General features: G+C 67.9%; 20 protein-coding genes and 1 pseudogene. 7 read left to right on the forward strand and 14 right to left on the reverse strand.

Annotation, left to right across the window (positions count from 1 at the left end):
• Position 1 precedes the first annotated feature (1 nt).
• On the reverse strand, positions 2–475 hold the full coding sequence (locus BLU62_RS05850; RefSeq protein ID WP_074848666.1) for a nitroreductase family deazaflavin-dependent oxidoreductase: 474 nt from the start codon (positions 473–475) through the stop codon (positions 2–4).
• A gap of 60 nt (positions 476–535) precedes the next feature.
• Here BLU62_RS05850 and BLU62_RS05855 point away from each other — a divergent pair.
• Positions 536–1467, forward strand: a pseudogene (locus BLU62_RS05855) (N-acetylglucosamine kinase).
• A 15-nt stretch (positions 1468–1482) separates the two neighbouring features.
• Here BLU62_RS05855 and BLU62_RS05860 read toward each other — a convergent pair.
• Positions 1483–2325 (reverse strand): crotonase/enoyl-CoA hydratase family protein, encoded by an 843-nt coding sequence (locus BLU62_RS05860; RefSeq protein WP_074848668.1) that lies wholly within the window; start codon positions 2323–2325, stop codon positions 1483–1485.
• A gap of 71 nt (positions 2326–2396) precedes the next feature.
• Here BLU62_RS05860 and BLU62_RS05865 point away from each other — a divergent pair, with 71 nt between their 5' ends.
• A complete protein-coding gene (locus BLU62_RS05865; protein ID WP_074848670.1) occupies positions 2397–3056 on the forward strand; it encodes a PaaI family thioesterase in 660 nt (219 codons plus the stop codon).
• Between the two features lie 23 nt (positions 3057–3079).
• Here BLU62_RS05865 and BLU62_RS05870 read toward each other — a convergent pair whose 3' ends face one another.
• The 5 genes from BLU62_RS05870 to BLU62_RS05890 form a co-directional block, all read right to left on the reverse strand.
• A complete protein-coding gene (locus BLU62_RS05870) occupies positions 3080–3634 on the reverse strand; it encodes a dihydrofolate reductase family protein (RefSeq protein ID WP_074848672.1) in 555 nt (184 codons plus the stop codon).
• Position 3635: 1 nt separating this feature from the next.
• A complete protein-coding gene (locus BLU62_RS05875) occupies positions 3636–4592 on the reverse strand; it encodes a helix-turn-helix domain-containing protein (protein WP_074848674.1) in 957 nt (318 codons plus the stop codon).
• Positions 4593–4667: 75 nt separating this feature from the next.
• Positions 4668–6431, reverse strand: coding sequence for an alpha/beta hydrolase (locus BLU62_RS05880; RefSeq protein ID WP_074848676.1), 1764 nt, complete (start codon positions 6429–6431; stop codon positions 4668–4670).
• 161 nt (positions 6432–6592) lie between these two features.
• Positions 6593–7405, reverse strand: a complete 813-nt coding sequence (locus tag BLU62_RS05885; protein WP_074848678.1) for an ABC transporter permease — start codon at positions 7403–7405, stop codon at positions 6593–6595.
• Positions 7402–8316 (reverse strand): ABC transporter ATP-binding protein, encoded by a 915-nt coding sequence (locus BLU62_RS05890; protein WP_208863603.1) that lies wholly within the window; start codon positions 8314–8316, stop codon positions 7402–7404. The genes BLU62_RS05885 and BLU62_RS05890 overlap by 4 nt, the downstream gene beginning before the upstream one ends.
• A 135-nt stretch (positions 8317–8451) precedes the next feature.
• Between BLU62_RS05890 and BLU62_RS05895 the strand changes: the two genes are divergently transcribed.
• Both BLU62_RS05895 and BLU62_RS05900 read left to right on the forward strand, forming a co-directional pair.
• Positions 8452–9612 carry a sensor histidine kinase gene (locus BLU62_RS05895; RefSeq protein ID WP_074848683.1) on the forward strand — a complete coding sequence of 387 codons (1161 nt, stop codon included), beginning with the start codon at positions 8452–8454 and terminating at the stop codon, positions 9610–9612.
• Positions 9609–10259 (forward strand): response regulator, encoded by a 651-nt coding sequence (locus BLU62_RS05900; protein WP_074852712.1) that lies wholly within the window; start codon positions 9609–9611, stop codon positions 10257–10259. The genes BLU62_RS05895 and BLU62_RS05900 overlap by 4 nt, the downstream gene beginning before the upstream one ends.
• On the opposite strand, the gene BLU62_RS05905 is transcribed toward BLU62_RS05900, so the two are convergent.
• Complete coding sequence (locus tag BLU62_RS05905; protein ID WP_074848684.1) at positions 10234–11319, reverse strand: NAD(P)H-dependent amine dehydrogenase family protein; 1086 nt, start codon at positions 11317–11319, stop codon at positions 10234–10236. The two genes, BLU62_RS05900 and BLU62_RS05905, sit on opposite strands and share 26 nt — an antisense overlap.
• A 134-nt stretch (positions 11320–11453) precedes the next feature.
• Here BLU62_RS05905 and BLU62_RS05910 point away from each other — a divergent pair, with 134 nt between their 5' ends.
• Positions 11454–12188: a glucose 1-dehydrogenase gene (locus tag BLU62_RS05910; RefSeq protein ID WP_074848686.1), complete on the forward strand. Its 735-nt coding sequence runs from the start codon at positions 11454–11456 to the stop codon at positions 12186–12188.
• Here BLU62_RS05910 and BLU62_RS05915 read toward each other — a convergent pair.
• Positions 12163–13131: an arsenic resistance protein gene (locus tag BLU62_RS05915; protein WP_208863604.1), complete on the reverse strand. Its 969-nt coding sequence runs from the start codon at positions 13129–13131 to the stop codon at positions 12163–12165. The two genes, BLU62_RS05910 and BLU62_RS05915, sit on opposite strands and share 26 nt — an antisense overlap.
• Before the next feature lie 67 nt (positions 13132–13198).
• On the opposite strand from BLU62_RS05915, the gene BLU62_RS05920 reads away from it, so the two are divergent.
• The gene (locus BLU62_RS05920; protein WP_074848690.1) at positions 13199–13909 is read left to right on the forward strand and encodes a CPBP family intramembrane glutamic endopeptidase; all 711 of its coding nucleotides are present in this window, start codon (positions 13199–13201) and stop codon (positions 13907–13909) included.
• Positions 13910–13984: 75 nt separating this feature from the next.
• Here the strand turns inward: BLU62_RS05920 and upp are convergent, their stop codons facing one another.
• The 5 genes from upp to BLU62_RS05945 form a co-directional block, all read right to left on the reverse strand.
• Positions 13985–14614 carry a uracil phosphoribosyltransferase gene (gene upp / locus BLU62_RS05925; RefSeq protein ID WP_074848692.1) on the reverse strand — a complete coding sequence of 210 codons (630 nt, stop codon included), beginning with the start codon at positions 14612–14614 and terminating at the stop codon, positions 13985–13987.
• A gap of 19 nt (positions 14615–14633) precedes the next feature.
• A complete protein-coding gene (locus tag BLU62_RS05930) occupies positions 14634–15887 on the reverse strand; it encodes a URC4/urg3 family protein (protein WP_208863605.1) in 1254 nt (417 codons plus the stop codon).
• Positions 15884–17134 (reverse strand): GTP cyclohydrolase II, encoded by a 1251-nt coding sequence (locus BLU62_RS05935; RefSeq protein ID WP_074848694.1) that lies wholly within the window; start codon positions 17132–17134, stop codon positions 15884–15886. The genes BLU62_RS05930 and BLU62_RS05935 overlap by 4 nt, the downstream gene beginning before the upstream one ends.
• Before the next feature lie 190 nt (positions 17135–17324).
• Positions 17325–19553: a catalase/peroxidase HPI gene (katG, locus tag BLU62_RS05940; RefSeq protein ID WP_074848696.1), complete on the reverse strand. Its 2229-nt coding sequence runs from the start codon at positions 19551–19553 to the stop codon at positions 17325–17327.
• Positions 19554–19657: 104 nt separating this feature from the next.
• On the reverse strand, positions 19658–20077 hold the full coding sequence (locus BLU62_RS05945) for a Fur family transcriptional regulator (protein WP_074848698.1): 420 nt from the start codon (positions 20075–20077) through the stop codon (positions 19658–19660).
• A 130-nt stretch (positions 20078–20207) separates the two neighbouring features.
• On the opposite strand from BLU62_RS05945, the gene BLU62_RS05950 reads away from it, so the two are divergent.
• Entirely contained in the window at positions 20208–21062 is an 855-nt protein-coding gene (locus BLU62_RS05950; protein WP_074852714.1) for a hypothetical protein, read from the forward strand.
• The last annotated feature ends 54 nt before the right edge of the window (positions 21063–21116 follow it).

Raw genomic sequence — 21116 nt, forward strand, 5'->3', positions numbered from 1 at the left:
CCTACGCGGCCGCAGGGCGCAACCGGAACACCGGGATCCGGCGGTCCGTACGCTTCTCGTACAGGTCGAAGTTCGGCCACACCGTGCGCAGTTTCTGCCACGCCGCGTCGCGGTCGGCGTCCTCGAGTTCGGTCGGGACGGCGACGGAAACCTCTCCGCCGACGACGATCTCGATCGTGTCGGCGGCCCGGATGTTGTACACCCACGCAGGCATCTTCGGTCCGCCGAAGTACGAGCCGGCGATCAGCCAGTCATCGCCGTCGGGCACCGCGAGGAGTTGTGTGGTCCGGATGGCGCCGGTCTTGCGACCTGCCACCCGGATGGTGATGTTCGGGAGATCGGCGATGTCGAGCAGGGTGACCCGATTGCCGGTGACGGTCTGAATGGCGTTGTCACCCACCACGATCTGCGGGAGAAAACGAGGCATCCAGGGGATCGATCCGATCTTGATCGCGAGGCTGCGCCGCACCTTCATCCGCTTAGTGTGACATGACACCGTCACCCGGTCGGCACGGTGCCGGATAGCGTGCACATCATGGGCGGTCACACGACGGGACATATTCTGGTCGACGGTGGGCAGACGGGAACGCGACTGCGGGTCGAAACCCCGTCCGGAGCCGACGACCACGAGCTCGGGCCGATCCGTACCGACCGGCCCGTCGTCGAACAGATCGGTGCGTCCGTTCACGAGGTCGGGATCCCGCGGGGCACGTGGACCGTGGCCGCCGGATCTCCGGACTCACACCCCAGGCGGCGAGACCATCGGCCCTTCTTGCCGCGGTCGCCGACCTCGGGGTGACATCGGTCGCGGTGGCGCACGACTCGGTCACCGCCTACCTGGCCGCGAACCGGGACGAGTTCGGCGTGGTCACCGCGGTCGGCACCGGTGTGGTCACGCTCGGCGTCGGACGGGCCGGGGTCCAGCGGGTCGACGGTTGGGGATACCTGTTCGGTGATGCCGGCAGCGCATTCTGGATCGGACGGGCCGGCATCGGTGCCGCACTGCGCGCTTTCGACGGCAGGGGGAGCGCGACGGTTCTGCAGGAACGGGCCGCCGAGATCTTCGGGCCGCTCGAGGAGCTGTACATGGTCGTGCAGGGAGATCCGGACCGCGTCGCGCGGGTGGCCGGATTCGCCCGAGTCGTCGACGCCGGCGCCCGGGCGGGTGACGCTGTCGCGCAGCGGATCGTCGACGACGCCGCGGACGAACTCGCCGGATCGACGATCACTGCGCTGGAACGCAGTGGTCACCGACCCGGCGAGAAGGCGCGGATCAGCTGGTTGGGCACAGTGATGACGTCCAACGACCGCCTGAGACGGCGGTTTGTCGACGTCGTGGGCGAACGTGCGCCCGGCGTCGACATCGGAGCGCCGTACGGCGAACCGCTGGACGGCGTGCGGCTGCTCGCAGATCTCGACGACGCGCCGCACCCGTTGGCCGCGGAGGTTCACCGCAGCGGCGTGTGAAGCGCCAGACGCGGGTCAGCGACCCTTGAACTCCGGTTTGCGCTTCTCGAACACGGCCGTGATGGCCTCCGACAGGTCCTCGCTGGGGAGGAACGCCGAGTTCCAGGCCGCGACGTAGCGCAGGCTGTCGTGGACGGCGGCGCTGCGGGAGTGGTCGAGCACGTCCTTGATGCCGTGGACCACCAGCGGCGGGTTGTCGGCGATCTCCCGGGCGGTCTCGCGGGCGAGCGCGAGAACAGCGTCCCGATCGTCGGCGACGTCGTTGACCAGGCCGATCTTCTCGGCGCGCGCGGCGTCGAAGTCCTTGCCGGTCAGCGCCAGTTCGCGCAGGTGACCATCGCCGATGATGTACGGCAGGCGGGCGAGCGTGCCCACGTCGGCGACCATGCCGACCTTCACCTCGCGGATGCTGAACTTGGCGTCGGCGCTCGCGTAGCGGACGTCGGCGGCACAGATCAGGTCGACACCGCCGCCGATGCACCAGCCCGAGATCGCAGCGATGACCGGCTTGCGGCAGTCCGCGACCGCGGTGATGCCGGCCTGCAGCTTGCGCAGCGACTCCAGGAACTCGGTGCGCGCCGCGGCCTTGGCGTTGTCGGCCAGGACGTTGGCCAGCGTGCCGGCCATGGCGACGAGGTCGAGCCCGTAGGAGAAGTGGTTGCCCGCGCCGGTCAGCACGACCGCGCGCACCTCGGGATCGCGGTCGATGAAACCGAACAGTTCCGGGAGCTCGCGCCAGAAGTCGGGGCCCATCGCGTTGCCCTTGCCGGGGCCGGTGAGCGCGACCTCGGCGATGTGGTCGGCGACGGTGACGTCGAACGCGGTCCAGTCGCGTTCATTCCAGGCTTGGTCTGTCATGCGAGGGAGCTTACTCGGCAGTCAGGACGTCCGGCGGGCGGACTGCCAGTGGCGCCCTGTTAGATGAACCCATGAGCGGATACATCCAGGAGGACATCGACCCCAAGGAGCTCGCACATCGTTCGGAGCTCGCGTCGTCGATCGCCGGGAGCGTGCGCGAACTGATCGACGCGACGGTGCGCACCGAGGTCGGCGAGGCCGACATCGCCGAGGCGCGACGCCTCATCGAGGCCGCGACCGAGATCCTGCGCAAGGACCAGTTGCCCGGTGCCTACGGCATCCGGTTCAACACCGACGGCACCAAGCGATCCTGGGGCAATGCCGTTCTGGGGCGGCGCAATCCGATCGCACCGCCCGTCGAGCTGCATCACGAAGCCGAATTCAGTTGGACCGAAGTCGATCTCGGCGCGGCCTACGAAGGACCGGCCGGGCTCGTCCACGGCGGTGTCCTGGCATTGATCCTCGACCAGCTCCTCGGCTCGACCGCGGAGTTCCAGGGCGTTCCCGGCATGACCGGCACGCTCAACGTCCGATATCGCAGTGCGACGCCGCTCGGCCGGATCCGCGGCGAGGCGCGGGTCGACCGTGTCGAGGGTGTGAAAACCTTTGTCACCGGCACGATCACGCGCGACGGCAAGGTCACCGCCGAGGCCGAGGGGATCTTCATCCTGCCCAAGTGGGCTCGCGGCGAGGTGTCCGACGTGCTGCGCAAGTCGGTCGGCGAGGGCTGAGTGCTCGCGCCGGTCGTGCGGGGTCAGACCTCGGCGAGCGGCGTGCGTGCACCGACGAGTGAGTAACGCGCACACAGGAAGGCGCCGTTGCGGGCGAACTCCTGCAGTTCGAGGTCGTAGCGCCGGGGGAACAGGGGGCGCCCGGAACCGAGGGTGACCGGTGCGATCGAGACGATCATGTCGTCGAGCATTCCGGCCTCGGCGAACTGGGCGGCGAGATCGCCTCCGCCGACCACCCACACGTCCTTGCCGGCAGCTACTTCGGTCAGCAGATCGCGGTGGTCGGCGGGGTTGCCGTCGACGACGGTGATCGACTCGGCGACCGGAGTGATCGTCCGATGGGTGAACACGAAGGACGGGATCTCGTACGGCCACGGCTTGCCGTTGGCGAGTTCGTTGTCGAGGAGCCACTGGTAGGTGGTGTACCCCATGACGGCGGCGCCGATCTCGGCGAAGAAGTCGTCGTAGTTCATCGGGCCACCTTCCTCGAGCGGCTGGGTCAGGAGCCAGTCGAGGCTGTCGTGGTCGTCGGCGAGATAGCCGTCGAGGGTGGTCGCGGTGTAGTAGCGGAACACCATTCTAGAAACCTCCGGAGTGCTTGCGGTGCCACATGATCGGATCGGGGTCGAGTGCCGCGACGTCGACGCCGGTGTCGTGCAGCATCCACCGCGCGAGTTGACGACGATGAGCGGAGAACGTCAGGACGTGCGCGACGATCTGGGAGAGCAGGAATGATTCGGGCGGATCGCACAGTGCGTCGATGACGCGGTCCTGCCAGGCGTTGCGCCGGTCGATGTCGCGGATCAGCGCCAGCCACCTCGGTGTCAGCTCGCGGTGGAGCTCGACGAGCCCGGTAAGGTTGGACGGCGGGTCCGGCGGCATGTCGGCACCCTCGATCGTGGCCAGCCAGGGGTGTTTGTCCGCGACGAGATGCGACATGACCTGCGCGAGTGACTCTTCCGGCCCATTCCAGTGCAGGGGTTCATGGCCGGGGAGCCGTCGCCGCGTCCAGTCCTGCTCGTCGACTCCCTTGGCGGCATCCAGCAGCGCCTCGATGTCGTCGAGGTCGTGCCGGATCATGAGCATCACGACGTCGCCGGCACTCTCGGTGGTGGGAGTGCCGTTGTCGACGTAGAGCACTGTGGGCGAATGGAAGTGGATGCCGTTGGGGGCGGGCAGCCAGTGACTGTGCTCGGCGGTCGGTCCAGAGCGGCCGACCGAGGCAGCCCGGCCCGGGCTGTGCCCGAACGCGCGGGTGAAGGCCCGCGCGAAACCGTCCACGGACTCATAGCCGGAGTCGAAGGCCACCTCGGTGACGGTCTTGCCGTGCTGCAGCAGCCATGCCGCCCGCTCGAGGAGTACTCGCCGGCGAAGCGCGACCGGCGACTCGCCCACCCCTCGGCTCACCTGCCGGGAGAAGTGGAACGGCGACGAGAACGCGCCGGTCGCCATCTCATCGAGGTTCGAGTGCTCGTCGGCCAGCACGGCGTCGAGCAACTCACGCAGACGATCACGGTCGCCGGGGGTTGGGCTCACCCATCGAGTATGGAACGCCGAGGGCCTTCCCGACCCGACCGATCTTGCTCGTTCGCAGAACCGGTCGGGTGCCGCTCAGTCGCGATTCAGCAGCGGGATGAGCTTCTCGGTTTTCTCCGGGGTCCAACCCGGTGGCTGCAGGATCTCTGCCCATGCCGCCGGGATGGCTGCCAGATAGAAGTGTCCATGACCGTCCGGGACTCCGGTCGACACCGCCATGTCGGCGCTGACCTGCAGGAAGGTCACGAAGGGAATCCAGTGCATCGCCGGCAGGACGTCCCGTCCACGCGCTTCGTTGAGCCAGTCGGGCTCGCGCAGGATCAGGCGCGGCGACCACCACGAGATCGGGTCGGAGGCATGCTGCAGGTAGACCGCGCGGCCCGGGACCCACTCGCCCTTGGCGTTGTAGAGATCCGGAGCGTCGGCGATGAAGCGGACCTGTCGGCCGTCGTCATAGGTCGGTTGCCACTCGGGCGTGCCGGGGTCGCGGTTGGTGGTCGTGTCGACCCACAGCGAATTGTTGAACGTCGGGCCGACGAACAACGCGCCGTCGGTCCGGGCGTTGAGGGACGGAATCGTGCCGAAGGCCGACTCGGCGGCGAACGAACCGAGACTCTCGCCGAAGACCACGAGCTTGGGCCGCTGGGCCTCCGGGATCGCGCGCACCCGCTCGGAGACGGCCTCGAACAGCGCCTGACCGGCCTGGCGGGCCCGTTCCTTGTCGACCAGGAAGGACAGCCAACTGGGGAGGTAGGAGTACTGCATGCTGACCGTGGCCGTGTCGCCGTTGTACATGTACTCGAGGGAGTCCACGGTGGCCTGATTGATCCAGCCGGTGCCGGTGGTCGATGCGACTGCGACGACCTTTCGCTGCAGCCCGCCGGTGCGTTCGAGTTCTTCGGCGGCCAGTTCCGCGTTGGCGCGCAGGTCGTCGCCCGAGCCGAGTCCCACGTAGGCGCGGATGGGTTCCATCGCAGGCGCGCCGTTGAACGCGGAGAGTTCCTCGACGCTCGGACCGACCGAGACGAAGATCCGTCCCTGACGTCCCAGCGAATCCCAGGTCACCAACGAGCCCGGACCACCGGAGCGAAGCGGCGAGGTCGGCGGCTTCGAATCGGCGGTCGTCTCGTCGTTGACCGAGGCGAACGTCGAGTTCAGCGCCTTCATGCCGTAGTTCGCGACCACGCCGTTGAGGACGAACACGGTGACCAGGATCGCGACGACGATCGCCGCGACCGCGGAGATTCGCGGCGGCGCAAAGCGGTTGATCGTCCGGACGAGCCAGACGACCCCGTCGCCCCATGCCTGCCCGATCAGGATGAGCAGGAAGAACACCACCACGCAGATGATCGCGATCTGCGGGTATGCGGTCCAGGACAACAGGTCGACGCTCATCATCGTGCGGATGTCGTCCTGCCACCGCTGGAACATCACGAGCATGACGACCGTGCCGGCGATCGCGGCGAGGCCGAGGGCCACCCAGACCCGGTGCATCGGGGCCGGCCACGGCTTGTCGCGCGAGATCATGAAGCGGATCAGCCACGAGAAGAACACGCCGAGCGCATATCCGACTGCAGCCGACGCACCGCTGACCACACCCTGGAACAGCGCGCCGCGGGGCAGCAGCGACGGTGTCATCGACAGCCAGAGGAAGACCAGCGCGACGGCCAGCCCGACACAGGAGAAGCGGTCGAGGCGGCGTCGCCACCAGGCCGGGCGGGCGTCATCGCCGCTCTCGACGTCTGCCGGCGACTCCGCGCCGAGGTCCGCAGGTGCCTCGACAGAAGGTTCGGCAGGGGGTTCTGCGACCGGGTCGTTGGTGGGGGTCGACGACGACACGTGGGTTCCTCATTTCTCGAGAACCTGGCAAACCTAGCAGCGAATCATCATCCGCGACACGGGCTGTGCCTACTTCGGCCCAATACTGCTCCCGCACGGTTACCGCCGGCAACCCCGGGTCGCCGGCGGTGACCGCCCGTGCCTGATTCAGGGGAGTTGTCCTACTTCACCTCCGACCGCATGACCCGGAGCACTCCGACGCCGAGGGGCAGGGCGATCCAGATCAGGCCCGACACCAGCAGTCGGGCCCATTCGCCGCCGGAGGCCCATTCGCCGGACTGGAAGGGCATGTTGGTCAGGGTGGTGTCGACCCACTGGCCGAGGTTGTCCTTGAACCAGGGGACCAGTTCGCTGACCACCGACAGGGCGGTCGGGAGTGCGAAGTAGGCGACGATGGCTCCTGGTGTGTTGAGGATGAGGGCGGCGAAACCGAATCCCAGCAGCAACCCGAAGGCCTGGATCACAAAGGAATTGACGAAGCCGGCAAGGCTGAGCCCCCACGAGCCGGCCGGATCGGCGAAGGCGATGGCGGCGATACCGTTGCCGATGACGCCGAGTACCAGGGCCACCGCGACGGCGGCCACCGCGGTGATCATCGACGCCGTGAGTTTCGCGCCGATGATCCGTTCCCGACGCGGCTCGAGCGTGAAGGTCGTGAGCGCCGTACGCTGGCTCCACTCACCGGTCACCAGCAGGATCGCCAGGATCGGCAGGATGATCGCGGTGGGGATGTTCATCATCCCGAAGAACTCTCCGAGGTTGAGGTTCTCGGGGTTGTTCCGGTTGGCGATGAGCATCGCGACCATGACGATAGCCGCGATGACGCCGATCGACGCGGTCAGCCAGAAGCCGGCCCGGGTGTCGACGAGCTTGCGGAGTTCGACCCGCACCAGGCGCGCGAACGGGATTCCCGGGCGCGTGACGTCGATACCCGGCGTCGGTGCGAGCGGGGTGCTGAAGTCGGCGATGGTCATCGGAGGGCTCCTTCGAGGGTGGGCTGCTCGCGCTGGGTGTCGGAGGTCAGCTGCAGGAACATGGCTTCGAGCTGCGCGCCGTCGGCGGGACGAAGCTCGGTGAGGACGACCCCGACCGCCGCCGCGGCACGGCCGACCTCGACCGGGTCGGCGTCGACCTCGAGTCCGCCCGAGGTGTTGTGGCGGAACGAGATCCCGGCCGCGGTGAGTGCCTGGCCGAGTGTCGCGTCGTCGAGCGAGTGGACGCGGGCGCCCGCACCGGCCAGGAGTTCTGCCTTGGTGCCCTGGGCGACGATCCGCCCGCCGCCGATCACGACGATGTCGTCGGCGATGATCTCGATCTCGTGGAGCAGGTGCGACGACAGCAGGACTGCGCCGCCACGATCGGCGTAGTCGCGCAACAGGGTCCGCATCCAGTGGATGCCGGCGGGGTCGAGGCCGTTGGCCGGTTCGTCGAGGATCAGGATCTTCGGGTCACCGAGCAGTGCCGCCGCGATGCCCAACCTCTGACGCATCCCGAGCGAGTAGTTGCGGACCCGACGGCCTGCCTCCTCCGGTGTGAGGCTGACCATCTCGAGCATCTCGTCGACCCGGTCGCCGCGGATTCCCATGGTCATCGCGGCCAGGCGCAGGATTTCGGCTCCGGTCCGTCCGGCATGCTGGGCCGACGCGTCGAGGAGCACTCCGACCTGCGTGGCCGGATTCGGGATGGTCCGGTAGTCGACACCGTAGAGGTGCGCGGTTCCGGACGTCGCGGGGGTGAGCCCGGCGATGATCCGCATGGTCGTCGACTTGCCGGCGCCGTTGGGGCCGAGGAAGCCGGTGACCTGCCCGGGACGGCAGGTGAAGGACACGTCGTCGACCGCGACATGGTCGCCATACCTTTTCGTGAGGTTCTGCACTGTGATCATGGATGTCATGGTCGTCGTCGCGGGCGGTCGCACACATCGGCCGCCGGTTCACGACTGCATCAGCCGAAAGTCGTAGAACCACGGCACCCGAAGGTCGGAGGTCGACTCCCCGGGCGTCGGACTACCGTTGCGGTTGTGCAACCCGAGCAGTATCAACCTCCGCTGACGTGGGTGGGTCATACCTGGCGACTCCTGGCGATGCTCCTGCTTTCCCTCGCGGTGTTCTCCACCCGCGCGGAGTATCTGTGGAACGAGGCCCGGTGGTGGTACCTCGCCGATCTCGCGCTCGGGGTCGCGTCCTACACCGTCATCTGGTGGCGCCGAAGCCATCCCGTTGCGGTGACCGTGTTCACCAACGTCGCGAGCATCGCGTCCACGCTGTCCTTGGGGCCCGCGGTACTCGCGATGGTGTCGATGGCGACCCGGCGCCGTTGGAGTGAGATCATCCCGCTGACGCTCCTCTGCATCGTCGCCAACGCCCTCGGTCTCCAGTTCTTCTCCACACCGGTGGAAGAAGACGATCCCGTCCTCGTGCAGTATCTGGTCACGGGGGCGGTGACCGCGTCGATGGTGTTCTGGGGCATGTACATCGGCTCGCGCCGGGAACTCCTCGCGAGCTGGCAGGCCCGGGCCCTCGCGTCGGAGGCGGAGCAGCAGGCCAAGGTCCAACAGGCACGGTCGCTGGAGCGTGCGCGCATCGCGCGGGAGATGCACGACATTCTCGCCCATCGGATCTCGGCGATGAGCATGTCGGCCGGAGCGTTAGCCTACCGGACCGACCTGAGTGGGGAGCAGGTGCGCGAGACCGCACGGACGATCCAGGAGACCTCGCACCTCGCGCTCACCGAGTTGCGCGAGGTGCTCGGCGTCCTGCGAGAGGGTCCGGGCGACGCCGCCCCGGAGGAACCACAGGGCGCACCCGACCTGATGGCGCTCGTCGAGGAAGCGCGGACGCTCGGGATGCGTGTCGATACCCGCTGTGAGATCGACATCGCCGCACTGCCTCCCGCCATCGCCCGCACGCTCTACCGCTGCGTGCAGGAAGCTCTGACCAATGCGCGCCGGCACTCGCCGAGCGCGCCGGTGACGATGCACATCCGCGGCGGTCCCGACCACGGGGTCGATCTCCTCGTCGAGAATCCGTTGCCGTTGTCGGCCGGGTCCGCCTCGCCAGCTCCCGGTTACGGTCTGGTCGGGCTCGCCGAACGCGTCGGCCTCCACGGCGGGCGGCAATCGGCGACCGTCGGCGACGACAAGAGATTCCTGCTGCACGTCTGGCTACCGTGGCAGTCATGACCGCGCGCATCATGATCGTCGACGACGACCCGCTCGTCCGGTCCGGGCTGCGTCTGCTCCTCGGGGGCGACGCCGGACTCGAGATCGTCGCCGAGGCAGGCAACGGACAGGAGGCCCTGGACAGCCACCGGGACAGTCCGGTCGACCTGGTGTTGATGGATCTGCGCATGCCGGTCCTCGACGGCATCGAGGCCACCGGACGATTCAAGGCAGGTTCGGCGCCGCCGGCGGTCATCGTGCTGACCACGTTCGACGCCGACGATTTCGTCGTGCGTGCGCTCGCCATGGGCGCCGACGGCTTTCTCCTCAAGGACACCGCACCCGACGAGATCGTCGCGGCGATCCACAACGTCCTCGCCGGGCAGCCGGCCCTGAGTCCGTCGGTCACCGCGGCGTTGATCAAGCAGGTCGTCGACGGCGGGGGAGCCCGATCCGCCTCGGCCGCAACCCGTATCGAGTCACTGACCGCGCGAGAGCACGACGTCGCAGTCGAACTCGCACGCGGAGCGTCGAATGCCGAGATCGCCGAACGGCTCTACATGAGCCTCGCGACAGTGAAGGCGCACATCTCGCACATCTTCACCAAACTCGACGCCTCGAACCGCGTGCAGGTGGCGATCCTCATGCACGACGCAGGGGCGGTGTGAGTGCGGGTCCGGTGACGAGCGGCAGATCGAGCGTCGTGCGAAGTCCTGCGGGGCCCTCGACCACCGCGGGGATCGCGTTCACGATCCGGCCCGCGGCGGCGACGATCGCGGCGTGATTGTGATCGCCCTTGAGGCTCGTCGGGCAGATGTCGACGGTGTACGACGGCTCGCCGGTGATCTCGACCCGGTAGCAACCGCCGGGCTGTGCCGGCTGGGCCCAGTCCGGACGCAGGTCGCCGCGTAGCCGGGTGACGTGTTCGATGACGATCGCCGGCCGTCCTTCGACGTTGCCGATGATCTGGAAGCGCACCGCCGCGCGCGTGCCCTTGCCGATCGTGCCGGCGGCGATCTCGAAGTCCTCGGGGGCGGGTTCGCTTTCGTGGACTTCCTGAATGTCGTCGACGGTGACCCCGAGTCCGGCGGCGAGCTGCTGGATCGTCGTGCCCCAAGCCAGGCCCAGGACCCCGGGCAGGAACAGCATCGGCGTCTCGTCGAGGGGTTTGCCGAAGCCCATCACGTCGAACATGACCGTCGCGCCGTCGTAGGTCGCGTAGTCGGCGATCTCCATGCACCGGACCTGTTCGATGCGCTGGCAGGTCCCGGCGAACACGAACGGGATGAGGTCGTTGGCGAATCCGGGATCGACGCCGGTCACGAACAGGCTGGCGCCGCTCGCCGCGGTGGTCTTCTCGATCTTGGTGATGGCCTTCTGCGGCATCACACCCCACGGGTACTGCAGGGTGTTCGGCGACGACCCGACGACGTCGATGCCGGCGGCGAGGAAGCGCACCACGTCGTTGAACGCCTCGACCGGGCGGGTGTCGCCCATCGCGCAGTAGACGACGCAATCCGGCTTCTCGGCGATGACCGCGTCGAGATCGTCGACGGCCCGGATGCCGGTCGGGGTCTCGAGCCCGGCCAGTGTCGCGGCGTCGACGTCGACCTTCTCCGGGCTGGACACGCACACGGCGACGAGCTCGAATCGCGAGTCCTCGATCAGCTGGGTGAGCGACAACCGGCCGACGTTGCCGGTTCCGACGAGAGCGACCCGTATGGGCATGGCGAGAGTCTCCTTGCACTGGCATCCGCCGGACGGGCGATGTGAACACCTGTCCGGACTCATGTCTGTTCAGTAGACCATTTCTTGGTGGAACCTGTTCTATTTTCGGGTCGACCGAGGTAGCGTGGCTCGCCATGGGACGCGTAGACGACAAGATTGCAGTGATCACCGGGGGTTCCCGCGGTATGGGCGCGGAGCACGCGCGGGCGCTGGTCGCCGAGGGTGCGAAGGTCGTGATCGGCGACATCCTCGACGACGAGGGCAAGGCCCTGGCCGCCGAACTGGGCGCCGCCGCGCGCTACGTCCATCTCGACGTGACATCGCCGGAGGACTGGCAGGCGGCTGTCACGACCGCGGTGGACGAGTTCGGAAAGGTGAACGTGCTCGTGAACAACGCGGGCATCGTCAACGGGTCGACCATTCAGCAGTTTCGGCTCGACAAGTGGAGGCAGATCCTCGACGTCAACCTGACCGGGACCTTCCTCGGCATCCAGGCTGTCGCGGATCTGATGATCGCCGCCGGCGGCGGCTCGATCATCAACGTGTCCTCCGTCGAGGGGCTACGCGGAAGTCCCTGGGCGCACGGGTATGTCGCCACCAAGTGGGGTGTCCGCGGACTCGCGAAGTCCGTCGCGCTCGAGCTCGCCCCGCACAACGTCCGGGTCAATTCGATCCACCCGGGTCTCGTCCGCACGCCGATGACCGAGGGCATCCCGGAGGACATGGTGAAGGTCCCGATGGGCCGGGCGGCTCAGTCGAGTGAGGTGTCGACCTTCGTCGTGTTCCTGGCCAGCGACGAATCGTCGTACGCCACCGGCGCGGAGTTCGTGATGGACGGCGGCCTCAGCGCCGACGTGCCGCACAAGTGAACGCCCACACCAGGATCACCATCCCGATCAGCTCGACGAGCGTCTGAGTAATCACCGTTGCCGCGGCGAGTTCGGCACCGACCGGGAGCGCCAACGCCAGCGGGAGCACGACCAGCGAGTTGCGTGTCGCGCCGGAAAACACCACGGCCGTCCCGGACGACGGCGTGAGTCGAAGGGCGCGCGAGACGCCGAGTCCGATGAACACCATGACGATCAGGAACAGCGCATAGACCGGGATGACACCGGCGATGTCGTCGAACCGCGAATCGATCCGCGGCACCTGTGAACCGACCGCGGTGAACAGCACCGCCATCATCAGCGGCACCATCGTCGTCGACACGGCGTCATCGGCACGACGCCCGACGGCGCTGCGCGCCGCCCATCCCTGCGTGAGCCAGGCCAGTGCCAGCGGAGCGACGATCAGGATCGCGAACGCCCACAGGAACGGCTCCGGGTCGATCGCCGTCCGGCCATCGCCGAGCAGGAGAGTCAGATAAACCGGGACGATGAGCATCTGGGCGAGCAACAGCAGCGGTGTCGCCGCGAGCAGCCGTTGGTTGTCACCCCCGGCGAGGCCCGTGAAGACGACGACGTAGTCGACGCATGGACACAACAGCACGAGCAGTGCGCCCACCCGGATCGCGTCGTCCGTCGGCAGCAGCGGAGTCAGCGCCGCGACCACGAGCGGCACGATCACGAAGTTCACCGCCAGCACGACGGTGAGAAACTTCCGGTCGCGCAGGGAGGCAACGAGATCCGTCGCCCTCACCTGGAGGAACGTCACATAGAGGAGGGCGGCCAGCAGAGGCGTGACCGCGACATCCATCGACTCGGCCGCCGACGGCAGCGTCAGCCCGGCAGCCAGCCCCGCACCGATCGCGAGCAGATACAGCGCGACCTGATGCTGTTCGAGACGTTCGGGGATGGTGGCGGTGTCGGGCACTGCACCATTCTGGGTCACGGCCCGCCGTTCGGCGGCACGGGGCCGCGGCCTGCGCGACACTCGACGGGTGACCGCACCTTCGAGACGCCACGACGTCGCGCTCCTCGTCGTGGTGGTCGTGGCCCTGATCGCGGTCAACATCGTCGCCCACCGTTCGGGCGGCGTTCTCGCCGTTCTGATCATCCCGGTGGCGGCGCTCGTCCTGCTGGTCGTCGCGCGACTCGGCGGCCTCGACTGGCGTGAACTGGGTCTGAGCCGTGCGGAACTGCGCGCGGGTATCCCGTTCGCGGTGGCGTCGGTCATCGTGGTCGCGGCCATCGTGTCGACGGCGGTCGCGGTCCCGGCGACCCGCGACTTCTTCCTGTCGGACCGCTACGACGACACGTCCGAGGCACTGCTCGCCGCCTTCGTCATCATCCCGCTGCAGACCGCGATCCCCGAGGAACTGATGTTCCGCGGTGTCCTGCAGGGGACGCTCGGGCGGTTGTTCGGGCCGACGGCGACCCTGGTGTACGGCGCCGTCGCCTTCGGACTGTGGCACATCCTGTCCTCGACCGGACTCACCGAGGGCAACGAAGGCCTCAGCGGTGCCCTCGGGTCGGGCACCGTCGCGCAGGTCGCCGGGATCGGGGGTGCGGTGGTGGCGACCGGATTCGCGGGCTTCGTCCTCGGCTGGCTCCGACAGCGCACCACGAGTCTCCTCGCCCCGATCGCCTTGCACTGGGCCCTCAACGCCACCGGCGCGATCGGCGCGGCGGTCGCCTGGCAGGTCTCCTGACCCGACCTCTGCTCCCTGAGGTGCGAGCGGAGCGAGCCACGAAGGGCCTGGTGACCGGACCTCACCGAACTCTCGTCAGGCCGTCCCGAACACCCGGTCGCCGACATCACCCAATCCCGGGCGGATGAATCCGTTGTCGTCGAGTTCGCGGTCGATCCCCGCGGTGTAGACGGGGACCTCGGGATGAGCCTTGTGCAGCACGTCGATACCCTCCGGGCAGGCGACGAGGCACACGAACTTGATCGATCGCGGCGAGTACTCCTTGATCCGGTCGATCGCGGCCACCGCGGAAAAGCCCGTCGCGAGAAGCGGATCGACGATCACCACGTCGCGCTCGTCCAGGTCCGACGGCATCTTGAAGTAGTACTCGACCACCACCATCGTCTTCGGGTCGCGATAGAGGCCGATGTGGCCGACCCGCGCACCCGGCACCACGGTCAGCATGCCGTCGGCGATGCCCGCGCCGGCCCGGAGCACGGCCGCGAACACCAGCTTCTTGCCGTCGATCACGCTCGCCGTGGTGGTCTCGAGCGGTGTGTCGATGGTGACCTCGTGCATGGGGGTGTCCCGCAGGACGTCGTAGGCCATGAGCGTGGAGATCTCGTTCAGCAGCCGACGGAAGTCGTTGGTGGAGGTGTCCTTCCGGCGCATCAGGGTGAGCTTGTGCTGCACCAGCGGATGATCGATGACGGCGACGGTGCCCATGGGTCCCCTTGTCGTGGTTTCAGAAGACGGTTCCGGTGCTGCGGATCGACAAGGGCGGCAACCCGTTCCGCAGCTGGGCGGCCAGCACCCGGCCCGCGGCCCACGTGCCACCCTCGAGGACACACGCCAGTGGCATCGCTGCCGCGTCGGCCCCGAGTCGATCCCGGACGAGGCCGGCGAGCTCGTCGAGCAGTGCCACGGTGAGAGCACGCCATTCGACGACGATCTGATCGCCGACCTCCCACTCGACGCCGGCCCAGTCCTCGTCCCGAAGCGCCAGGACGCCGGTGTCGAGCAGGAGCCCGCCGTTGCGGTACTCGGGGAGGCCCGTCAACTCGTCGATGCCGGTCACCTCCACACCCGCCCACCTGAACGGCTCCAACAGCGAATAGGTGAGCCACTGCGAAAGCTTGTGGAACGGAACCCAACCCGCGGTGAGGCCCGGACCGGCCACCGCCCGGTGTGGCCAGCAGTCGCCCAACGGCACCGAACCGATCTCGTTGTCCGACGGCCAGATCGGACCGAGGTGGTTCAGTACGGCACCCAGGATCTCGGAGGCCGTCACCGCGTCGCGGCCGTCGGAGGTCAGGTGATCGAAGAGGCCTCCCGGCCGGCCGTCGGGACCGAAGACCGCGGGTTGATCGGCGAGGGCGTCGCCGAGGCGCCGCAGCAGTTCGACGCGACCCTCCAGGCCGGTGAGCGGATTGACGGGGGAGACCTGGAAGACGACGCCGAGCTTCTCGACCGTCACCGCTCGGAGGCCGGCGGCATCGACCCGAAGCGGTCGCGCCGCATCGCCGGAGAACAGACCGCCGGTGAAGGCCTCCCAACTGGCGACCCCGAGACCTTCCGAGCGGGTCAGGACCAGACCGGTCGACTCCTCCCGATACGACCACTCGGCACCGGCTCCGGCGTCGAGGAGGACGCTGACCAGGACGACGTCGATGAGTGCGCGGCTACGGTCCGGGGAACCCTCGGGAGGGAGTGCGTCGCGCAGCGACCCGAGCCGGTCGACGCCCCCGGCTTCGAAATGGCGCCAGCGACTGTGAAACGGGATCGCCCCGTCGGGATAACGCTCGCGGGTTGTCTCGACCACGACGTCCGCCGCGGAACCGAGAGCGTCGTCGTGCACGGTGAACCACGGGGAGTCGCCGGCGCGTGCGCGATCCAGGAGTTGGCGAGACCGTTCACGGACCGCGGTGCTCGTACGCAGCAATGCTGCGGCGGCGACATCTTCTCGCGACGGGATGCCCTCCTGTGCAGGAATGGTCACTCCAGCCCCCGGCCCTTGACCCGTCGCAGCTCCTCGGCGTCGGGAACCGGTCCCGGGGTGAAGTACCCGGCGGCCATCTTGGCGTCGATCTCCACACGGGCGTCGGCCGGGACGAGCTCGTCGGGGATGTTGACCCGCTCGCCGACCTCGATACCCGAACCGGTGATCGCGTCGTACTTCATGTTGCTCATCGACACCAACCGGTGGATCTTGGTGATACCGAACCAGTGCAGGACGTCGGGCATGAGTTCCTGGAACCGCATGTCCTGCACTCCCGCAACACATTCGGTACGCGCGAAGTACTGGTCGGCGGTGTCGCCGCCCTCCTGACGTTTGCGTGCGTTGTAGACCAGGAACTTGGTCACCTCGCCCAGCGCTCGTCCCTCCTTGCGGGAGTAGGAGACCAGACCGACACCACCGCGCTGGGTACCGCGGATGCATTCCTCGATCGCGTGCGTGAGATACGGGCGGCACGTGCAGATGTCCGACCCGAAGACATCCGAGCCGTTGCACTCGTCGTGGACGCGGGCGGTCAGCTCCACCGTCGGATCGGCGAGATCGCGTGCGTCGCCGAACACATAGACGGTCTGCCCGCCGATCGGTGGGAGGAACACCTCCAGGTCCGACCGGGTCACGAGCTCGGGATACATGCCCCCGGTCTCCTCGAACAGGACGCGCCGCAACTCGGCCTCGGAACAACCGAATCGTGCGGCTACGCCGGGCAGGTGCCAGACCGGCTCGACCGCCGCTTTCGTCACCAGCGCCGCACCGCTGGGCAGGAGCACCTTGCCGTCGGGGACGAGGCGCCCCTTCTCGATCGCCTCGGCGATCTCGGGGAGGATGACGTGTGCCTTGGTGACGGCGATGGTCGGACGGACGTCGTAGCCTGCGGCGATCTTGTCGGGAAAGCTCTCCGCGACCGTGGCGCCCCACGGATCGAGGGAGACGATCGCCTTCGGGTCGCCCCACTGGGGGTACGGGCCGATGTGGTCGGTCGGAGAGGTGTTGGTCAGGTCTGCGCGATGGTCCCGGGCGAGCGCTCCGGCGGCCACCGCTAGCGCGCGGTAGACGCTGTACGACCCGCTGTGGGTGCCGATCACGTTGCGATGGGCCCGAACTCCGGTGGTGCCGATGACCGGCCCGCGCTCGGCCGCGGTCGCCGCGCCCCATTCGATGGGCGGGGCGTCGACTCCGCCGCTGTGTGAGGTCAGACGGATGTGCCCCAGGGATTTGTGCTCGCCGGACATCGCGATCTCCTTCTGCCACGACGGTCACCCGCCACCTCGAGGAAAGCGCCAGCATAGTTCCGAATTCGCGATCGTGCCGCGCGGAATGAGGGCGGTCCTCGCCAGACGACGATGCGGTGGCACCCGGGTCGGGTACCACCGCATCGTCGTGTGAGAGGCGATCAGCGATTCAGCTGATCGATGGATCGGGTCAGATGTCGAACCGGTCCAGGTTCATGACCTTGTCCCACGCCGCCACGAAGTCCTTGACGAACTTCTCCTTGGCGTCGTCGGAGGCGTACACCTCGGCCAGGGCGCGCAGCTGCGAGTTCGAGCTGAACGCCAGGTCGACGCGGCTGCCGGTCCAGGTCTGCTCGCCGGTGGCGCGGTCGGTGCCGACGAAGACGTTCTCGTCGTCGGTCTTCGACCAAGCGGTCGCCATGTCGAGCAGGTTGACGAAGTAGTCGTTCGTCAGCACGCCCGGCTTGTCGGTGAGCACACCCAGTGCCGAGTTCTGGTAGTTCGCACCCAGAACGCGCAGTCCGCCGATGAGAGCGGTCATCTCCGGTGCGCTCACGGTGAGCAGGTTCGCCCGGTCGAGCAGCTTGAACTCGGCGGGCTGTGCCAGACCCCGCTCGCCGTTGTCACTGCCGACGTAGTTGCGGAAACCGTCGGCGGTGGGCTCGAGGTAGGCGAACGACTCGACGTCGATGTCGTCCTGTGCCACGTCGGTGCGACCCGGGGTGAACGGCACGGTGACGTCGACTCCCGCTTCGCGAGCGGCCTTCTCGATCGCCGCGACACCACCGAGTACGACGAGATCGGCGAAGGAGATCTTCGCGCCGGCCTCACCGGTGAACGACCCGGCGATACCCTCCAGCGTCGCGACGACGTCGGCGAGTTCGGCGGGCTCGTTGGCCTCCCAGCCGGCCTGCGGCTGCAGGCGGAGGCGGCCACCGTTTGCGCCACCGCGGAAGTCGCTGCCGCGGAACGACGATGCGGCCGCCCAGGCGGTCTTCACCAGCTGCGAGACCGACAGGCCCGACTCGAGGAGAGCGGTCTTCAGTGCGGCGATGTCGGCGTCGGAGACGAGCGGTCCCTCGTGCACCGGCACGTTGTCCTGCCAGCCGTAGGTGACCTCGGGAACCAGCGGGCCGCGGTAGCGGACAGCGGGGCCCATGTCGCGGTGGAGCAGCTTGAACCAGGCCTTGGCGAATTCCTCGGCCAGCTCCTCCGGGTGGTCGAGCCAGCGGCGGGTGATCTTGCCGTACTCGGGGTCGAAGCGCAGCGCGAGATCGCTGGTCAGCATCGACGGGTGGGTCTTCCCGTCGCCGAACGCCATGGGCACGGTGCCGTCGCCGGCGCCGTCCTTCGGACGCCACTGGTTGGCGCCCGCCGGGCTCTTGTAGAGCTCCCACTCGTAGCCGTAGAGGGTTTCCAGGAACGCGTTGTCCCACTGGGTCGGGGTCGGGTTCCAGATGACCTCGAGACCACTGGTGATCGTGTCGGCACCGGAGCCGTCGCCGTGCGAGCTGCGCCAGCCGAGGCCGTTGTCCTCGAGCGACGCGGCCTCGGGCTCAGGGCCGACCTGGCTCGCGTCGCCGGCGCCGTGGGTCTTGCCGAAGGTGTGACCACCGACGATCAGGGCGGCGGTCTCGACGTCGTTCATCGCCATCCGGGCGAAGGTGTCGCGGATGTCGGCGGCCGACCCCAGGACGTCCGGATTGCCGTTGGGGCCTTCCGGGTTCACGTAGATGAGGCCCATCTGGACGGCGGCCAGCGGCTTCTCGAGTTCGCGGTCACCCTTGTAGCGCTGATCGGCGAGCCACTCGAGTTCGGGACCCCAGTAGACGTCGTCGGGCTCCCACTCGTCGACGCGGCCGAAGGCGAAGCCCGCGGTCTTGAAGCCCATCGATTCGAGAGCGACGTTGCCCGCGAAGACCAGCAGGTCGGCCCAGGAGACGGCCTGGCCGTACTTCTTCTTGATCGGCCACAGCAGGCGACGGGCCTTGTCGAGGTTGGCGTTGTCGGGCCAGCTGTTCAGGGGCGCGAAACGCTGCATGCCCGCGCCCGCGCCACCTCGTCCGTCCTGGACGCGGTAGGTGCCCGCGGCATGCCAGGACATACGGACCATGAGGCCGCCGTAGTGGCCGAAGTCCGCGGGCCACCAGTCCTGCGAATCGGTCATGAGGGCGGTCAGATCCGCCTTGAGGGCGTCGACGTCGAGGGACTTGAGTGCCTCGTGGTAGTCGAATTCTGCGTCAAGCGGATTCACGACATCCGGATTGTGCTGCAGGATCTTCAGATTCATCTGATTCGGCCACCAGTCACGGTTGCCGCCACCCTCGGTGGGCTGCTTGGCACGATCGTGCATGACGGGGCATCCGCCCGCCGTGGGTTCGGTGTTCGCCTCGGCGATCGGCGGGTGTTCTTGCGCCATGTCATTCCTTTCGGGAAATGGTGATGGTGGCTGTGATCACAGACGTGATCCCGGTCGGACCGCTGGTGCGGCTCGACCGATGAGAGTTGACGATCTCGGGTTGATCAGGCCTTGCAGTCGGGGCAGAGGCCCCAGTAGACGACCTCGGCCTCGTCGATGACGAAACCCTGGTCGTTGGACGCGGTCAGGCACGGGGCCGCACCGATGGCGCAGTCCACGTCTCCGATCGCACCGCATGAACGGCAGACCACATGGTGGTGGTTGTCGCCGATCCGTGACTCGTAACGCGCCACGTGGCCGGACGGCTGTATCCGACGGATGAGACCGGCAGATGTCAACGCGGCCAACACGTCATAGACGGTTTGCTGCGAGACCTCGGCGAGTTCGGCTCTCGTCGAGCGGAACACGGAGTCGGTGTCGGCATGGGGGTGTGCATGCACCGCGCGCATGACTGCGACCCGCGGGCGGGTGACCCGGAGTCGTGCCGCGCGCAAGCGTGTGGCGCAGTCGTCGTCGGTGAGCATGTGGGCAAGTATGCACAGTTTTCTGGAATCGTTCAAGTTTTGCGTCGATGTCGAGTATCGGATCGTGCACGTCCGGGGAAGTACGATCAGCTCATGTGCAAGCCACGTCCAGCCGGCCGCGGGTGACGCGATGTCCCGCTTCGACGAGATCGTCGACGAACTCTATGGACTGACGCCGGACCTGTTCGTGAAACGGCGAAACGAGCTGGCCAAGGAAGTCAAGGGGGAGGGCGAATCCGCTCTCGCCAAGGACATCTCACACTTGCGCCGGCCGACGCAGGCGGCCTGGGCGATCAACCAGTGGGTGCGTGCGAATCCCGATGACTCCGACCAGGTCACCGCACTGGCCGCGGACCTGTCTGCGGCGCAGCGACGTTCGGCAGCTGCCACGATGCGCGAGCTGTCCCGCCGGCGCCAGGATCTGATCAACTCGTCCACCGACGGCGTGGTGCGGACCGCCTCATCGCTCGGAGTGCGGTTGTCCGACAGTGCGGTTCGTGAGGTCGCCACGACGCTGCGCGCGGCGATCGCCGATGCGGACACCCTGGACGCTCTTCGCCGCGGACGCCTCGTCACCTCTGCGGAGTACAGCGGCTTCGGTCCGGCGGGGGTGTTCGTCGTGCCCGATCCGCCGGCCGAACCGGCCCGCCACGTCGAACCGGACGCCACCGACCGCACCGACGAGGACACCGAGGTCAGGCGTGAGCTCGAGTCACGTATCGCGCAGGCCGAGGAGGATGAACGGGCTGCGCGCGACGGTCTCGGCGTTGCGTCGTCCGCGGTCGACGAGGCGTCCGCGGAGGTCGACGAACTCGTCGCCCGGGCACGGGAGCTGCGCGAGCAGTTGTCGCGGTGCGAGGACTCCCTGCGCTTTGCCCGTCAGCGACTGTCGACGGCGGAACAAAGTCGCTCGGAGTCCAAGGTCGCACTGCGCGACGCGGTCGCCGAGGCGAACAAACTCAGGGCCGCGCTCGCCGAACTCTGAAGCGAAGGCCCCCTCGCTCACCCAACCACCGGCCGACGTCAACCCGACCCGCAG

The sequence above is a fragment of the Gordonia westfalica genome (assembly GCF_900105725.1).
GTDB lineage: Bacteria > Actinomycetota > Actinomycetes > Mycobacteriales > Mycobacteriaceae > Gordonia > Gordonia westfalica.

Coding starts and splice junctions, on each gene's coding strand:
- BLU62_RS05850 (WP_074848666.1), bottom strand. CDS start 475: ATGAAGGTGCGGCGCAGCCTCGCGATCAAGATCGGATCGATCCCCTGG.
- BLU62_RS05860 (WP_074848668.1), bottom strand. CDS start 2,325: ATGACAGACCAAGCCTGGAATGAACGCGACTGGACCGCGTTCGACGTC.
- BLU62_RS05865 (WP_074848670.1), top strand. CDS start 2,397: ATGAGCGGATACATCCAGGAGGACATCGACCCCAAGGAGCTCGCACAT.
- BLU62_RS05870 (WP_074848672.1), bottom strand. CDS start 3,634: ATGGTGTTCCGCTACTACACCGCGACCACCCTCGACGGCTATCTCGCC.
- BLU62_RS05885 (WP_074848678.1), bottom strand. CDS start 7,405: ATGACCATCGCCGACTTCAGCACCCCGCTCGCACCGACGCCGGGTATC.
- BLU62_RS05890 (WP_208863603.1), bottom strand. CDS start 8,316: ATGATCACAGTGCAGAACCTCACGAAAAGGTATGGCGACCATGTCGCG.
- BLU62_RS05900 (WP_074852712.1), top strand. CDS start 9,609: ATGACCGCGCGCATCATGATCGTCGACGACGACCCGCTCGTCCGGTCC.
- BLU62_RS05905 (WP_074848684.1), bottom strand. CDS start 11,319: ATGCCCATACGGGTCGCTCTCGTCGGAACCGGCAACGTCGGCCGGTTG.
- BLU62_RS05910 (WP_074848686.1), top strand. CDS start 11,454: ATGGGACGCGTAGACGACAAGATTGCAGTGATCACCGGGGGTTCCCGC.
- upp (WP_074848692.1), bottom strand. CDS start 14,614: ATGGGCACCGTCGCCGTCATCGATCATCCGCTGGTGCAGCACAAGCTC.
- BLU62_RS05935 (WP_074848694.1), bottom strand. CDS start 17,134: ATGTCCGGCGAGCACAAATCCCTGGGGCACATCCGTCTGACCTCACAC.
- katG (WP_074848696.1), bottom strand. CDS start 19,553: ATGGCGCAAGAACACCCGCCGATCGCCGAGGCGAACACCGAACCCACG.
- BLU62_RS05945 (WP_074848698.1), bottom strand. CDS start 20,077: ATGCTCACCGACGACGACTGCGCCACACGCTTGCGCGCGGCACGACTC.
- BLU62_RS05950 (WP_074852714.1), top strand. CDS start 20,208: ATGTCCCGCTTCGACGAGATCGTCGACGAACTCTATGGACTGACGCCG.